The 15,411-nt window shown below is 66.5% G+C and carries 11 protein-coding genes; 1 reads left to right on the forward strand and 10 read right to left on the reverse strand.

Annotated features, from left to right (window positions below; translation table 11 throughout):
• Positions 1 to 4: 4 nt before the first annotated feature.
• The 8 genes from ACILR4_RS13005 to ACILR4_RS13040 form a co-directional block, all read right to left on the reverse strand.
• Complete coding sequence (locus tag ACILR4_RS13005; RefSeq protein ID WP_395701286.1) at positions 5 to 1,585, reverse strand: XrtA system polysaccharide chain length determinant; 1,581 nt, start codon at positions 1,583 to 1,585, stop codon at positions 5 to 7.
• Positions 1,586 to 1,625: 40 nt separating this feature from the next.
• The gene (locus ACILR4_RS13010; protein WP_395701287.1) at positions 1,626 to 2,213 is read right to left on the reverse strand and encodes an XrtA/PEP-CTERM system exopolysaccharide export protein; all 588 of its coding nucleotides are present in this window, start codon (positions 2,211 to 2,213) and stop codon (positions 1,626 to 1,628) included.
• Between the two features lie 269 nt (positions 2,214 to 2,482).
• Positions 2,483 to 3,754 carry a hypothetical protein gene (locus ACILR4_RS13015; protein ID WP_395701288.1) on the reverse strand — a complete coding sequence of 424 codons (1,272 nt, stop codon included), beginning with the start codon at positions 3,752 to 3,754 and terminating at the stop codon, positions 2,483 to 2,485.
• Positions 3,751 to 4,539: an outer membrane lipoprotein-sorting protein gene (locus ACILR4_RS13020; RefSeq protein WP_395701289.1), complete on the reverse strand. Its 789-nt coding sequence runs from the start codon at positions 4,537 to 4,539 to the stop codon at positions 3,751 to 3,753. Before ACILR4_RS13020 ends, ACILR4_RS13015 begins: the two co-directional genes overlap by 4 nt.
• Positions 4,532 to 5,992, reverse strand: coding sequence for an ABC transporter permease (locus ACILR4_RS13025; RefSeq protein WP_395701290.1), 1,461 nt, complete (start codon positions 5,990 to 5,992; stop codon positions 4,532 to 4,534). Before ACILR4_RS13025 ends, ACILR4_RS13020 begins: the two co-directional genes overlap by 8 nt.
• The gene (locus ACILR4_RS13030; RefSeq protein ID WP_395701291.1) at positions 5,989 to 6,729 is read right to left on the reverse strand and encodes an ABC transporter ATP-binding protein; all 741 of its coding nucleotides are present in this window, start codon (positions 6,727 to 6,729) and stop codon (positions 5,989 to 5,991) included. The genes ACILR4_RS13025 and ACILR4_RS13030 overlap by 4 nt, the downstream gene beginning before the upstream one ends.
• 22 nt (positions 6,730 to 6,751) lie before the next feature.
• Positions 6,752 to 7,609, reverse strand: coding sequence for a ThiF family adenylyltransferase (locus ACILR4_RS13035; protein ID WP_395701292.1), 858 nt, complete (start codon positions 7,607 to 7,609; stop codon positions 6,752 to 6,754).
• Between the two features lie 112 nt (positions 7,610 to 7,721).
• Positions 7,722 to 8,702, reverse strand: coding sequence for a PEP-CTERM sorting domain-containing protein (locus ACILR4_RS13040; protein WP_395701293.1), 981 nt, complete (start codon positions 8,700 to 8,702; stop codon positions 7,722 to 7,724).
• 437 nt (positions 8,703 to 9,139) lie between these two features.
• On the opposite strand from ACILR4_RS13040, the gene prsT reads away from it, so the two are divergent.
• On the forward strand, positions 9,140 to 11,920 hold the full coding sequence (prsT, locus tag ACILR4_RS13045; RefSeq protein WP_395701294.1) for an XrtA/PEP-CTERM system TPR-repeat protein PrsT: 2,781 nt from the start codon (positions 9,140 to 9,142) through the stop codon (positions 11,918 to 11,920).
• A gap of 16 nt (positions 11,921 to 11,936) precedes the next feature.
• Here the strand turns inward: prsT and prsR are convergent, their stop codons facing one another.
• A complete protein-coding gene (prsR, locus tag ACILR4_RS13050) occupies positions 11,937 to 13,316 on the reverse strand; it encodes a PEP-CTERM-box response regulator transcription factor (RefSeq protein WP_395701295.1) in 1,380 nt (459 codons plus the stop codon).
• Entirely contained in the window at positions 13,313 to 15,400 is a 2,088-nt protein-coding gene (gene prsK, locus ACILR4_RS13055) for an XrtA/PEP-CTERM system histidine kinase PrsK (RefSeq protein ID WP_395701315.1), read from the reverse strand. Before prsK ends, prsR begins: the two co-directional genes overlap by 4 nt.
• Positions 15,401 to 15,411: the final 11 nt, after the last annotated feature.

Below are 15,411 nucleotides of genomic sequence, written 5' to 3' on the forward strand. Positions count from 1 at the left end.
AAGGCTAACCCACCTGCCGGTTCATCAAGACGGTCAACACGACCATGCCCAGGCCGAAAAGGCCGACCAGGCTGCCCGAGCCCGCCAGAAAGCGCAGGCGGTCCATGCGCCTGCGCCGGTCGTCGTCGTCGCTCAGCACCAGCGAAACCACTCCCAGCACGGGCAAGCCGGTCTTCGCGCGCAGTTCATAGGCTGCGTCGTAGACAGGCCTGAGCTGGCTGGCGGCAAAGGCAACGAACACCCCCACGCCAATGGCAGCCAACAAGGCCAGCGGGTACAGGATGAACCGGTTCGGCGACACTGGCTGCGGGGTGACCCGCGGCGGATCGATCAGGCGGAAGTCGGCGACACCGGAGGCCACGTCCAGGTCGCCGGACATCACGGCCGACTGCCGGCGCGAGACCAGATCCTCGTAGTTCTTCTTGATGATCGCGTAGTCGCGGTTGAGCTGTGCGGCTTCGGCCTCGATCTGGGGCGCCGTCTTGAGGGACGCACGCGCCTGGGCATAGCGCGATGAATACTCGGCCACGCGCGCCTTCAGCGATGCCACCTGCACTTCGGAGCTGGCCAGCAGGCGGTTGAGCTCCTGTGCGGCCAAGCCGCCTTCGCTCGACTTCGTGGCGCCGGGCGCGCTGAGCATCAGCTTGCGCTGCTCGGCGACTTCCTTCTTCTTCTGGTCCTCGAGGTCCTTGATCAGGCGCCGGGTGCTGACGATGTCGGGGTGCTGGTCGGTGTAGCGCTGCAGCAGGGCGTCCAGGTTGCGCTTCTGCTCGTTGATGCGCGCGTCGATCTCGGGCGTCGAGATGCTGACCGCCGATTCCTGCAGCAGGCTCTGCGTCACGCTGGAGCCGCTCTGCTTCTCGGCGTTCAGCTGCTGCCGGGCCGCGTCGCGCGCGTTCTCGGCTTCGCGCAGCTCAAGCCGGGCCTGCTCGAGCTGCCTGCTGATCTCGCCCAGCCGCGCCGCGGAATCGCGCCCGTCGGCCGACTGCGTGTCCAGGTTGCGCAGGCGGAATTCCTTCAGCCGCGTCTCGGCCTCCTCGAGCTTGGCCTCGTAGCTCTTGATCTGCTCGTTCAGGAAAACCTTGGCCGAATCGGTGTCCTTGCGCGTGGCGCCCAGGCTGGACTCGACGAAGATCGACACCAGCGACTGGATCACGCGTTTGGCCTTTTCGCGGTCGGAATCGCGGAAGCTCAGCGTGTACAGGTTGTCGCGTCCGGTGCTGCGCACCTCCAGCGTCTTCATCAGGCGCTCGATCAAGGCCTCCTGGTCAGCCTTGTTCGTGTTCTTCAGGTCGAGGTCGGCCATGCGCACCAGCTTCTCGACATTCGGCCGGCTGATCAGCGTGCGGCTCAACATGCCCACCTGCTGCTCGACATTCGGCTGCACCGTGAGGCCCGACATCAGGGGCTTCAGGATCGACTGCGTGTCGACATAGATGCGCGCGCTGGCCTCGTACTGGTCGGGGATCTTGTAGACGACGACAGCCCCCGCCAGGCTCACGATCCATGCGGCCAGCAGCGCGGGCCAACGGAACTTCCACATCCTTCGCAGGATGGTGGTCAGCTGCGCAATCAGTTCTTCCATGACAGCTCGCGATGGGGTCGATTCAGGCCGGGCCGCGGCCTCAGAACAGGCTCTGCGGAATGATCAGGATGTCACCCGGCTTCATTTCGACATTGGCCGAGACATCACCGCGCTTGAGCAGGTCACGCAGCCGAATCGAGTACTGCTTGTTGCCTTCCGAAGCGCGCACGATGGTGGCCCCGTTGCCATTGGCAAAGTCGGTCAGGCCGCCGACCGCGATCATCACGTCCAGCACCGTCATGTTCTGCTTGAAGGCCAGGACCTGCGGCTTGGCAGCCTCGCCGACAACGCGGATCTGCTCGCTGTACGGGCCGGTGAATCCGGTCACGATGACGGTGACGATGGGATCGCGCACGTACTTCGACAGCGTCTTCTCGACGTCGCGAGCCAGTTGCACCGGCGTCTTCCCCTGCGCGACGATCTCGTCGATCAGCGGCGCGGCTATCTTGCCGTCGGGCCGAACGGGCACGGCCATCGACAACTCCGGGTTGCGCCAGACGTTGATGCTGACACTGTCACCCGCGCCGATCACATAGTTGTAGTCGTTGACATCGGCCTTGGCCGGAGCCGGCGGGAAGTTCTGCGAAGCGCAGGCGCCCAGCAGCAACAAGAGGCCCGCCACGCACATCAGGCTCAGTTGCCGGGTCAGGCCTGCAATGGATCGAGTCAGCATATCTCCCCCTTACCGACTGGGATGAAGTCACATTCGGGCGCCACCGGAGCGAGACAGATTCGCAAGCCCGGCGCGGCAAAGTCGCCGGCTAAGCGGCATGAGTTCTGGGATCATGACACAGCGAGTCACATGCTTGCGGCCCGCTGCTGCAGGGCAGCACGGGGTCGCAAGCAAAATTTAACGCTGGGCCGGCGGTCGCTCTTGCGCAGCCGGGTTGACCGCGGTCAAAAGTACCAGACGCCGATGACCTGGACCACCTGCCGGTAGGGATAGGCGCCGAACTCGCTGTCCTGGCGCCCGGAAAAGCGCTGCCACTGCAAGGCGGCGTCGAACTTGTTCCAGTGGTACCGGGCTTCGGCCCAGATGAGCCTGCTGTGGTCGACGGCGTTGCCGCGAACGAAGGCACTCACATCGAGATTCTTGATGCCGGCGTCCTTCTGGGCCAGGTGCGCAATCCACGCGCGCCGCGAGCCGATCTCGAGGCTGGACTGCGTCAGATCGACAAATCGGGCATAGGCGCCGGGTCCGCCGCCTTTCAGCAGCGTCCACTGCGCCCGGTCCAGGCCGGCGCCGTTGTACTCGCCCTCGAGCGTGAGCGAGAGGCGAGCCGGAAAGGTGTAGGTGAATCCGACGCTGGCCCGCTGCAAGCGGCGCTGCGGACCGGTCTGGCCCAGGGACTGCTGCAGCAGATCGGGACCTCGGCCGGTGCTGGCCTCACCATAGGCGACCAGCGCATCACTGACCAGGGCCGTTGCATTGACGCCAACCTGGGTCCCCCGGCCGCGCTCCCCCAACACCAGCAACTGGCCGTTCAAGCGCTGCGACGCGGCGCTAGAGAAGGTGAGCAGCGCGCGGTCGGTGTGATTGGTACGCCCCCAATCCGGCGACATCGGCGCATCGCTGCGCGTCTGCCGAATCTCCGGCGCCAGCGCGAGGGAGGCGCTGCCGCTGCTGCCAAGCACGGTGGCGGTCAGCATCACGGTGCCCAGCCGGTTCTCGCGCAAGGCCACCGGGTCGGCCGTCGTGACCGTGCGCAATGCCGATTCACGGAAGTAGTCCGTGGGGTTGTACCCGAACGCGGGCCCGTTGCGAAGGTTCACGCGGCCGGCCTCGACGGTGATCGACTCACCGCTCCACCCGGCGCGAAGTTCGCGCAGGCTGTTGCGCGTGGAGCGCTCACCGGCCGGCACGGGATGAAAGTCGTCCAGCCGATCCGAGAAGGCAAAGCGCCACGCGCCCCAGTTTCGTTCATAGCGCAGGTCCACTGCGGCCCGGCGCAAGTCCTGCTGACCGTCTCCGCGGACGTCGACGCTGCCGGCAGCGCCCTCGACTAGCAGGCGCAAGGCGGCCGGGGCTGCGCTGGGAGCCGGGGCGGGACTGGGATCGGGAAGGCTGGGCAGTTCGTCGTCTGCCGCCTGGGCCACCCCAGCGCAAACGAGCATCGCGCCGGCCAGCATCCAGCGGCCTCGCCTTCTGAAGAACGGTTCGGTACTCATTCCGCGGTGAAACGGGGCAGGTAGTCGCGCTGGAACCATTGGACGGGGATGTCGCGTGCCGAGAAATCCGTGAGCCGGACGACGGTGATCGATTGAGGATCGAGCCCATCCACGATCACGGTTTCCGTGGGACGCTCGGCGCCGAGCTGCTGCTGATACTTGCGATAGTACGCGGTCTTCAGCAGCCGCCCCGAATCGGCGTAGAACTTCGCCTTCAGCGGGGCCGACGTGTCGGCGTCCACCCACAATTCGATGCTGGCATAGCTCGCATCGTCGTTGGCGGCGGTGAGCTTCAGGCGCTTCGACCGACGCTGCTTGCGCTCGCCATCGACGATGCTCTCCTCGGCCTCGATCACGGGGGTGTAGTCGCGCTCGAAGTTGACCGTCACGACATCGCCATTCGATGCCTGCCCGATGAGGCGCTGCTGCGGCGATATGCGAACAGCCGACTTCGTGCCGGGATCGTAGAACCACAGGTCGCTGCCGTTCTTGAGCAGCACCTTGCCGGCATCCCGTGCCGGCTGGGTGAAGCGCAGCACGCTCGCGAACTGCCCGCCCTTCTCGAGGGTGCGGGCATGGCTCACCAGGGTGCTGGTGTTGACCTGCTGGCCCTTCTCGAACTCGGTCATCGTGACGACGACGCGGAACGGCCGTGCGGGATTGCGAATGGCATCGCTGGCGGCCAGCACGGCCCGTGGATCGGTGGCCGCAAACGCCGCCGAGGCGAACGCCCCGGCCGCCAGCACGGCGGCCGCACGACCGAGACGGGTGAACAGGTCAAGCATGTCGGAGCGCCTCCACCACATTGAGCCGCGCGGCGCGGTACGAGGGCCACCAGGCGGACACCATGGCCACGATCATCAGGCCGAAAGCCGTTCCGAACAGCGTCAAGTTCTCGCCCGCGATCTTGAGGTGCAGCGGAATGACGTCTGAACTGGCCGGCGGCTGCCAGGTGATGCCCGCGTGATTCACGAGCCAGCCAATCGCCAGCCCCGCAACGATGCCCGTGACGGCGCCGCAGAAGCCGATCAGGCAGCCTTCCAGCACGAACAGTCGTTGCAGGCTGCCACGGCGCAATCCGATCGCCCGCAAGGTTCCGATCTCGACCGTGCGTTCGACGACGGCGGCATTCATCGTGTTGCTCACGGTGAAGAGAACGATGCCGCCGATCAGCGCGAAGATGAAGCCGAAGATCACGTCGAACAGTCGCACGGCCTGACCGTAGAACGGGTTCAGTTCCTGGAAGGTCCGCACCGCCAGCGGGGGGCCACCGCTCGGGCGCTCGCTCAACAGCGTTTCCAGCCGGCGCTGGGCGGCCTCCATGTCGGCGGTCTGCTTCAGCTGCACCATGATCGCGGTGACCCGCGGTTCATTGCGCCCGTACACCAGCCTCTGTGCAAAGGGCAGTTGCAGGATGACCGTCACCTCGTCGAGTTCCTTGATGCCTTGATCCTCGGCCGCCACGACGCTCAAGGCTGCGACGTTCGGAGCGCCTCGGCCACTGCTGGAGAGCAGCTCGATACGCGCTGCGCCAGCGGGTCCGGCGCCGGAGGACGCCGGCGCACCCAGGCCTGCGAGAGCGGCAATGTCCGAAGGCACCGCCTTGGCGGGGCCCGTCGGGGCCGGTTCTGCCGATTGCGGTTGCGGGCAGTTCGCCACCTGCAGGCGCCCGCACAGTTGCAGCACCCTGGCAACACCCAGCCCGATGACGGCGGCATCGCTCGCCGCGCCTTCCAGGCGAAACGGGTGATCGGCCAGCGTGACCGAGAACTCGTTCCAGGCCCGCATGCGATTCACGTCTTCCGGCACGTAGGCGACCCCCAAGACTGTCGACGAGACGCCCGCATCGAAGTTGCCGGCGACGCCGCCCAATTGAAGGCGCGGCGTCACCACCGCCACCATCGGCGCCAGCTGTGGATCACGCTTGATCGCTTCCACCAGCTCGGCGTAGCGCGGGATCCCGTAGACGCTGGGATTTCCGGTGCCATACAAATAGAAGTCCCGATGCTGCACCTGCAGATGGCCGCCGGCGCGCACATGGGTCGTGATCATGCTGTAGCGGATGTTGGCCTTGAAGCCGCCAAACAGCAGGATGGCCGTCAGCCCGATGGCCAGCGCAAACAGCGTGGACGCGGAACGCCGCCGGTTGCGCAGCAGATTGCGGGCCGCGAGCTGCAGGTCGCCCCAGAACCGCGCGAACGCCTCGCGCGTGGGCCATCGCCATCGACTGGTGCTCATGACAGCGTGTTCCCTGCGTCCTCTGCGACCGACGCCGCAGCACCGGATGGCTTGCGCTTGATCGACTGGATGACGCCATCGCGCAGGATGATCAGGTCGTCGGCGGCATTGATCAGGTTGTGGTCGTGCGAAGAGAACACGAAGGAGATGTTGAAGGCTTCCTGCATCTGGCGCATCAGGGCAAGGATCGCCGCGCCGGTCTGGCTGTCCAGGTTGGCCGTCGGCTCATCAGCCAGCACCAGCCGGGGTTTGCGGGCCAGCGCCCGCGCGATGGCCACGCGCTGCCGCTGCCCGCCTGAAAGCTGCCCCGGACGATTGTTGGCGCGGTCGGCCAGGCCCACGGCGTCGAGCAGCCGCCGTACTCTGCGTCGCCGGCGCTCCGGCTCCATGCCGGCCAGGACGAGCGGGTATTCGACGTTCTCGGCCGCCGTCAACACCGGCACCAGGTTGAAGTTCTGGAACACGAAGCCAATGTGGCTGCCACGAAAGTCCGACAGCTCGTCATCGGACAGGCGGTCAATGGCCTGGCCCGCGACCTGAATATCGCCCTTGTCGGGCCGGTCGATGCAGCCCAGCAGGTTGAGCAGCGTCGTCTTGCCGCTCCCGGAAGGACCGAGCAGGACCGTGAAAAGGCCGGGCCTGATGACCAGGTCCACCTTGCGCAGCACGGGCACCTGCACGTCATCCATCTGGTAGGACTTTTCGACGCCGTCCAGCAGCGCCACGGGTTGTTCCATTGCCTCGCTCCAGCAGCAGTCCTCAAGCGCCCAGGTTCAGGCGCGGCCGAATCAATTTCAGGAGCAGCCATTGCAGCGGGTTGGCATTCCCGCCGGGGCGCCAGGTCCATTTCAACTGCTGGCGGTAGGCATCGAACTGCAACGCCCACGGGGCTGCGCGCAGCGGACCGCGCCCGAGCAGCAGCTTCAACACCGAGGTGCCCATGAGGCCCGCACACAGGTCACAAGCCATCACCGTGGAGGGGCCACGCCGCTCTGCGAAGTTCACTGCCGACGGCTGCGCCAGATAGCTGCGCTGAAGCATGGCCGGGGAGAGCCCGGCAATGAAGCGCGCAAACTGCTCATTGCGATCCCGGCCTTCCAGCTGGAAATAGCGCTCGAAGCTCATGCCGCGCGGGTCGAAATACAGCAGTGCTGCACCAATGCCCAGCGGCGCGGCCGTCAGCGTCGGAATGCCCCGCTGGTGGCAGGCCTCGAACACCATGCGGCGGGCCTCGATCGCGAAGAAGTCGATGCCATCGACATAGACATCCACGCCGTCCAGGAACCGGTCGAGGTTCTGCGCCGTGACCCCGTCATCCAGGCGCCGAATCTCGGCTTCGGGATTGATGTCCAGGGCCACTCGCTCCATCACCTGCACCTTGGGTTTGCCCACGGTGGACAGGAACGCACCCGCTTGCCGATTGAAGTTGTGGACCGAGAACTCATCGAAATCGGCGATCACGAATCGACCGACGCCAAGCCGCGCCAAGGTGACGAGGTGCGCCCCCCCGACGCCGCCCATGCCGGCAATGGCAATGCGGGCGCTCCGTATCCGCTGCTGCTCTGCAGTGGTCAGCCAGCCGATGTTGCGTGAGAAGGCATCGCCGTACTCGAACATGGCCGGCAGTGTATCGATCAGTCCAGGCCCGGACCACCGAGAACCGGGCCAGGAAACAAAAAGCCCCTGCGGCTTTCACCGCAGGGGCTCGAGGGAAACGCTATCGGAAGCTTCAGGCCTTGCGCGAGCGGCGCAGCGTGCCACCAGCCAGACCGACGAGCGCCAGACCGACCAGCGCCAGCGAGCCCGGCTCCGGCACGTTGAAGCGCACGCTCGAGTCGAGCGTCGTCTGACGCGCGAACACGCCAGGGGTGCCACCGATCGCCAGCTGGTCAGCGGTCGGAACGGGCGGATTCACGTTGGTGTCCAGATGGAACGAGATCGCCACGTTTTGCTGCGCCAGCGAGTACCAGTTCTGCGGGCCCGACTGGAAGTTCCAGAAGTTCTGGCAGAACGCCGTCGTGCAGTCGTTGGTACCGTTGTTGTCGAAGTCGAAGCTGATCGAGCCCAGCAGATCGAGGTTCGCGGCGTTCAGTGCGGAACCATTGATGTTCACGCGCAGCACCTGCTGCGAAGCGCCGGTCTGGAGGTCCCTGTAGTAGAGCGCCAAGTCGCCGCTGGTGAAGCTCGGGCCGGCCGGGCCGAGGACGCCGTTGAACTGGTAGTCGTAGGTGAGTTCGTAGCCGCTCAGCGCGTTGCCCAGACCGAAGTCGAGGTTCAGACCCTGGTTGCCCACCGGACCGCCCAGCGCATTCAGCGAATCGATGTTCTTCTGCTGCGTGCTCGCCGTGTCGTTGATGTTGGTCGTCGTGGCGCCGAGGGTGGTGTAGTTGGTGTTGCCAACGAAGCCCGCCGCGTTGATGACGCTCTGGCGATTCGTGTCGACAACCGCCGAGCCGTTGCCGATCTGGCCCTGGCCGTTCAGGTAGTACAGCGAGGTCGCCAGCGTACCGGTGATGCCGAGCTCGTAGAACGCGCCCGTGTTGGTGCCGGCGCCGTACTTGTTCACGCCGGTGTTGAGGAAGACGCACTTGTAATCCGCCGACGGATCGTTCGTTTCCGGGCAGGTGGGCGCGGCGAGGACGGCGCTGGATGCACCCAGCAGGCCGATCCCGGCCACCACCGAGAGACGCTTGAACAGAGAAATGGACATGTGGGGCTCCTGTTGCTAAGTGGTGAGGCTACCGGTCTTTGTCAGACCTTGCCCTGACCTGACACTGGGATAGCACCATCCGTGCCAACAATCGGATACGGGCCCAAGGAAGCTCTAAGCCATTGTTTTGCAATGAAAATTTCCAGGTCGCAGGATGATTCATCTGGGCACACCGCGCATGGGTCCCGGCATCTGTAAAAACCTCCGACACCGATCATCGCGGTTCGTCCGTGGCCCGGCTGTCGGTCGATGTGCGAGGAATGCACGACTGCCCGCGGAACCTCGACACCCGACGTTGACCTGCTCGAACAGGCTGGGGAAGATCCGCCTTCAGCCTTCTTTCAGACGGACCGCAAGTCCGCCGGGCTTGGCACCGCATGGGTCAGAATGCGGCAGGCTTGCCGGCCTCCGGAAGTCGTCAATAGGAAATTCGCATCTTGCACAACCCTCATTGGCGCCTCGCCGCCGCCATCAGCGCCAGTGTGCTGCTCACCCTCGCCACGGGCTGCGGCCCAAGTGAAACGAAGGATCAGCAGATCGCGGCGGCCAAAGCGGCGCTGGCGAAGAACGACCGCCGAACGGCGATCGTGCAGTTGAAGAATGCGCTGCAGCAGGACCCGAAGTCAGCCGAGGCGCGCTTTCTCCTGGGCGATACCCTGCTGAAGTCGGGCGACTATGCGGGCGCGGCGCAAGAGCTGGCCCGCGCCGCAGAACTCAAGCACGATCCGAATGCGCTCTTGCCGTCCCTGGTGAAGTCGATGGTCGCCACCGGCCAGGCGAAGAAGGCGGTCGAGCTGTATGGCACTACCAAGTTGACAGACCCTCGAGCGGCCGCCGAGCTGAATGTCGCACTGGCGACGGCCTATGCCGCCCAGGGCATGCGCGAGCCGAGCCAGGCGTCCGTCAAGACCGCCCTGCAGCTGGATCCCGGGAACACCACGGCGCGCCTGCTGGACGCGCGCGCTGCCGCACAGCGCAAGGACTTCGATGGCGCCCTGAAGCTCGTTCGCGGCGTCATCGCCGATGACGCGAAGAATCGGGAGGCGCTCCAGTTCCAAGGCGAATTACTGTGGAGCGGCAAGGCTGACTGGGAAGGCGCGATCCAGTCGTTCCGGCAAACGCTGGCGGTCGATCCCAAGTACCTGCCGGCGCACGCCGCCATCCTGGCCATCTATTTGCAGCGGCGCGACGTCAACGGCTTCAAGTCGCAGTTCGCCGAGTTGAAGAAGGCCCTGCCAGACCACGCCGAGACGCGCTTTTACGAGGCGCAGGTGGCCCTGGCCGAGGAGGACTACAAGCGTGCCCGCGAAATCTCGCAGCAGCTGCTGCGGGTGGGCCCCGACAGCCCGCGCCTGCTGCAGCTGGCCGGCGCCATCGAGGCTGCGGGCGGCTCGCCCGCGTTGGCAGAGACCCACCTGGCCAAGGCCCTGCAGCTGGCCCCCGGGCTGCTGTTTGCCCGCCGCCTGCTGGCCGAAACCTACAACCGCAGCGGGCAGCCCGACCGAGCCCTGACCACCCTGCGTCCGCTGCTGGAGCAGGCTCATCCGCCGGCCGAGGCGCTGGCGCTGGCAGCCGAATCGAACCTGCTGCTGGGCGAGCCGCTCAAGGCCGAGGCCTTGTTCGCCGAGGCCGCCAAGGCCAATCCGTCGGATTCCAAGGTGCAGACCGCCCTGGCGCTGACGCAGATCGCCAAGGGCAACTACAGCAACGGGTTTGCCCAGCTCGAAACGGTGGCGGCCCACGACCCGACCACGTTTGCCGACCTCGCGCTCATCGGCGCGCGCCTGCGCCGCAACGAACTCGACGCGGCCTTGCAGGCCGTCGACAAGCTGCAGGCCAAGGTGCCGAATCGGCCCTCGGCCTATCACCTGCGTGGTCGCATCCTGATGCAGCGCAAGGACTGGGCCGGGGCGCGCGCGGCCTTCGAAAAGGCACTGTCGGTCGACCCGGCATTCTTTCCGGCCGTGGCCGACCTGGCCAACATCGACCTCGTCGAGAACAAGCCCGATCAGGCTCGCAAGCGCTTTGAGGACGTCCTGGCACGCGAGCCGCAGAACATGCGGGCCCTGGTGTCGCTGGTGACCCTGCGCACGCGCACCGGCGCTCCTCCCGCCGAGATCGAGGCGATGCTGCAGAACGCCATCCGGCAGAACGCCACCGAACTGGCACCGCGCGTGCTGCTGGTCGACCATCTGCTGGCGCAAGGCAACAGCAAGGCCGCCGTGACGGTCGCCCAGGAGGCGGTCGCCGCGTTGCGCGACAACCCGATCGCGCTGTCTGCTCTGGGCCGGGCAGAACTGGCCAATGGGGACACGCAGCAGGCCATCTCGACCTACGGGCGCCTGGTCGCGGCTCAGCCGAAGTCGACGCAGACGCTGCTGGCGCTGGCCGATGCCTATGTCAGCGCGAAAGACACGCCCGCGGCCACCCGTACGCTGTACAAGGCCCTGGAGATCTACCCCGGGCTGCTCGAGGCCCATCGCCGGCTGCTGGCCCTGGCGCTGGCCGACAAGCGCATGGACCAGGCACTGGACATCGCGCGCACCGTGCAGAAGCAGCATCCCAAGGCCCCCGCCGGATACCTGTTCGAGAGCGAGGTGCTGGCCAAGCAGCAGAAGTGGCAGCCCGCACTGGCTGCTGCGAAGGCGGCGCTGGAGCGCCAACGCATCACGGATATCGCGTTGAAGGTCTACACGCTGCAGCTGATGGCCGGACAGACGGTCGAAGCTGAGCGATTTGCGGCTGACTGGCTGAAGCAACAGCCGCAGGACGCGACCTTCCTCGCCAGCTTGGGGGCCGTCGCGATCGAGAAACGCGACTATGCGGCGGCCGAGAAGCACTACCGCGCCGTGGTGGGTCTGCGCGCCGACGACGCCTCGGCGCTGAACAACCTGGCGTGGCTGCTGCTGCAGCAGGGCAAGCCCGGCGCCGCGGAGTTCGCGGCGCGCGCCAACCAGCTGACACCGAATCGCCCTGCCGTGATGGACACGCTGGCCAGTGCGCTGCTGCAGGAGAACAAGCTGTCGCAGGCGATCGAGTGGCAACGCAAGGCGGTCGACGCCGCGCCCAACGTGCCGGGCTATCGCTTGAACCTGGCGAAGAGCCTGCTGAAGTCGGGCGACAAGACCGCAGCACGCGCCGAACTCGAGAAGCTCGCCAAACTGGGCGACAAATTCGGCGGCCAGGGCGAGGTGGAAACGCTGCTGAAGTCGATCTGAGCCGCGCCGCGCGGGGCTACTTGATCGACAGCCGGTGCATCAGGTCGTACAGCGTCGGCCGGCTCACGCCCAGCAGTTCGGCCGCCTTCAGGATGTTGCCGTCGGTGCGCGCCAGCGCCGCCAGCACGGCGCGGCGCTCCGCGGCCTCGCGGATCACGCTCAAGGTCAGGTCGGTCGACTCGGCACCGTCTGACTCGGCACCCTGTGCCACATCGCCGCGCGGCAGTCCGATGTCGCCAAGGGCGATCACATTGCCCTCGGCCATGATGACGGCCCGCTTCACAGCGTTCTGGAGCTGGCGAACATTGCCCGACCAGGATGAGCGCTCGATGGCCCGCAGTGACTCGTCGGTGAAGGTCATGTGGCCCCGGCGCTGCTCCTGCGAATAACGCCTGAGGAACGCGTGGGCCAGCAGCACCGCATCGCCCTGGCGCGAGCGCAGCGGGGGAATGTCGACGACGATCTCGGCGAGCCGATAGAACAAGTCCTCGCGAAAGCGGCCATCGGCGATCAGCGCCTTCAGGTCCTGGTGCGTGGCGCAGACCACGCGCACGTCGATCGCGATTTCCTGCCGGCCGCCGATGCGCTCGATCTTGCGCTCCTGCAGGAAGCGCAGCAGCTTGGCCTGCAGGGGCTGCGGGAGGTCGCCGATCTCGTCGAGCATCAGCGTGCCGCCGTTGGCCGTTTCGATCTTGCCGACGGTGGTTTTCGACGCACCGGTGAACGCGCCGCGCTCGTAGCCGAACAGCTCGCTCTCGAGCAGCGCTTCGGGAATCGCCGCGCAGTTGATGGCCACGAAACGGCCCTGCCGCTTGGAGGCCTGGTGCAGGCCCTGCGCCAGCACCTCCTTGCCGGTACCGCTCTCGCCGAGCAGCAGCACCGTGGCATCGCTCGCCGCCACGCGCTCGATCAAGCGGCAGATGCGCAGCATTTCCGGGTCGCGCGTGATCAGGCCGGCCAGCGCATCAGGCTGATGCAGCGCCTGCAGCCGCCGGTTCTCGCGCTGCAGCTCGAACAGGCGGAAGGCGCGCTGGATGGTCAGCTCGAGCAGTTCAGGCTCGAAAGGCTTGGCAAAGAAGTCGTAGGCGCCGAGTGCCACGGCACGCAGCGCGTTGGCCTGGTCGTTCTGACCCGTCAGCACGATGACCTTGACGTCCGGGTCCAGCTCCAGCATCTGCTGCAACAGCGCGAATCCCTCGGAAACGGAATCCGGATCCGGCGGCAGCCCGAGGTCCATCGTCACGACCGCCGGCTTGTGGCGCCGGAACTGTGCCAGCGCGCTCTCGCGGTCCGAGGCGGTCACCGAATCGAACTTGTCCAGCGACCACTTGATCTGTTTTTGCAGCGCCAGATCGTCCTCGACGATCAGCAGCGGCTGGGAGTTCGCGGCGCTCATTGTTCGCTGGTCATCTGCAGGTCGGTGACCCGCCGTGAATCGAGAAGGGGCAGCAGCACGGTGATCTCTGAGCCACGGCCGGGTTCGCTGTGGACATCGATGGTGCCGCCCAGCTCCTTGACGTACTGGAAGCTCTCGTAGGCCCCGATCCCCATGCCGCCCTCCTTCGTGGTGTTGAACGGCCGGAACAAACGGGTCTGGATGAACTCCTGCGACATGCCGCGGCCGGTGTCGCCGATCACCATCATCGCCCGACCGGACGACTGCTGGAGACGGACCCAGACCTTACCCGAAGGGGGCGTGGCATCAAGGGCATTCTGCACAAGGTGGCCCAGCACGCGTTCGAGCCGCTCCTCGTCGCCGCGCGTGGCCACCGGATCCATCACCTGCAGCTCGCAGGCACGACCGCGGCGCGCTGCCCCGTCGACAAGGCGCTGCAACAGCGGCTGAAGCTCGACGCCGGAGGTCGCCCCGACCGGCTTCGCGCCTTCGCGCAGCTGCAGCATCATCTGCCGCATCTTGTCGAGCGAGCTCTCGACCGTCAGCAGCATGTCCTGCTGGAACTCCGGGTTGCCGCCGAAGCGCCGGGCGTTCTTCACCATCAGCGAGAGCTGGGTCACGATGTTCTTCAGGTCGTGCACCACGAAGGCCGACATGCGATTGAAGGCGTCGAACTTGCGTGCCTCGAGCAGCGCCTCGGTGGCCTGCATCTGCGCCAGGAAGCCCGCGGCCTGGCGCGCCGCGATCTTCAGCAGGTCGCGCACCTCCCAGTTCGGCTCGACGCGCGTGCGCGGCTGGGACAGCACGACGAAGCCGGTCAGCTCGTCGGCCACCAGCAGCGGGATCACGAGCCAGGCATGCGGGCTGGTCACCAGCCACAAGGGCATCGTCAGGTCGCCATAGCGGCGCGGCTGCGAGCGGAACTCGTCGATGTCGATGATCCACTGGTGCTCGCGCATGAAGTTGCAGAACGGCGAATCCGATGGCTCGCGCTCGCTGATCTCGGGCACGTTCCAGCGCGCGGCCGGCACCATCGCGGCCCCGTCGAGATCCAGCGTCCAGAGGCTGCCCGACGGGCATTCCACCAGGTCCGCGAGGCTGCGCACCACCAGCACACCGACATCCTGCGGCGCCGACTTGCTCGACAGCATCGCCGTCACGCGCAGCCACTCGCCACGGTAGTCATAGCGATAGGTGAAGAAGTTCTTGCTGAGAAAGACCCGCAGGCGCGAGCGCACCGCGCCGGACAGCACCACGACGGCCAGCATCAGCAGGGCCAGGATCAGCAGGGCCAGCTGCATCACGCGGCCCCAATCGCCGCCGAAATAACGCACGTAGTAGCCGACAGCGGCGAAGAACAGCAGATAGCCGCCGATCAGCAGCAGCGAGGCCGAGTAGAAGGCCGCACTGCGCGAGAGCTTGAGCCGGCTGATCCAGGTCGACTGGCGGCGCGAGGCGATGAACAGCAGCGGCAGGGTGGCGGCATAGACCATGCCACGCAAGCTCAGCGCATCCGGGTCGAACCGCCCGAACATCACCGCCTCGGTGTGCAGGTAGACGTCGAACGCGAAGTTGAAGCCCAGGGCCACGCATACCGGCTTGGCATTCCAGCGCCCGTCCTCGGACTGGTTGCGGAACAGCTGCTCCAGCAGCACCAACCCGACGACGCCCAGGCCCAGGCCGGCCGTGACGGCCGCGGTCCGCAGGTCGGGCCGGTAGATGGCGGCAATGCTGCACACCGCTGCGGACCCCCAGACCAGCAGGACGACCAGGCGCAGCACGCCGGGTCGCCAGCGGCCTCCCCCCGGCTCACCGGCGGGAAGCTGCAGCAGCAGGAAGACCAGCCACAGTCCGTAGCGCAGCATGTCCAGCGCCACCGTGATCGCGGTGCTGATCTTCCACGGCGAGCTGGCATCCAGGGCGGCGGACACGCCCCAGGCAGCGGTAGCCAGGATCGCGGCCAGGAAGGTGGCCGACGCCGCATCACGCCACGCCGACAGGGGAGTGACGCGCAGCAGGTACGACGCAAAGATCGCGCTGGCGACCGCCGCGAGGGCAAAGCCCCATGGCGCCAGGCTGCTCATTTCGTCCAAGC

This window comes from Aquabacterium sp., from assembly GCF_044226965.1.
In the GTDB taxonomy this organism is placed as follows: Bacteria; Pseudomonadota; Gammaproteobacteria; order Burkholderiales; family Burkholderiaceae_C; genus Pseudaquabacterium.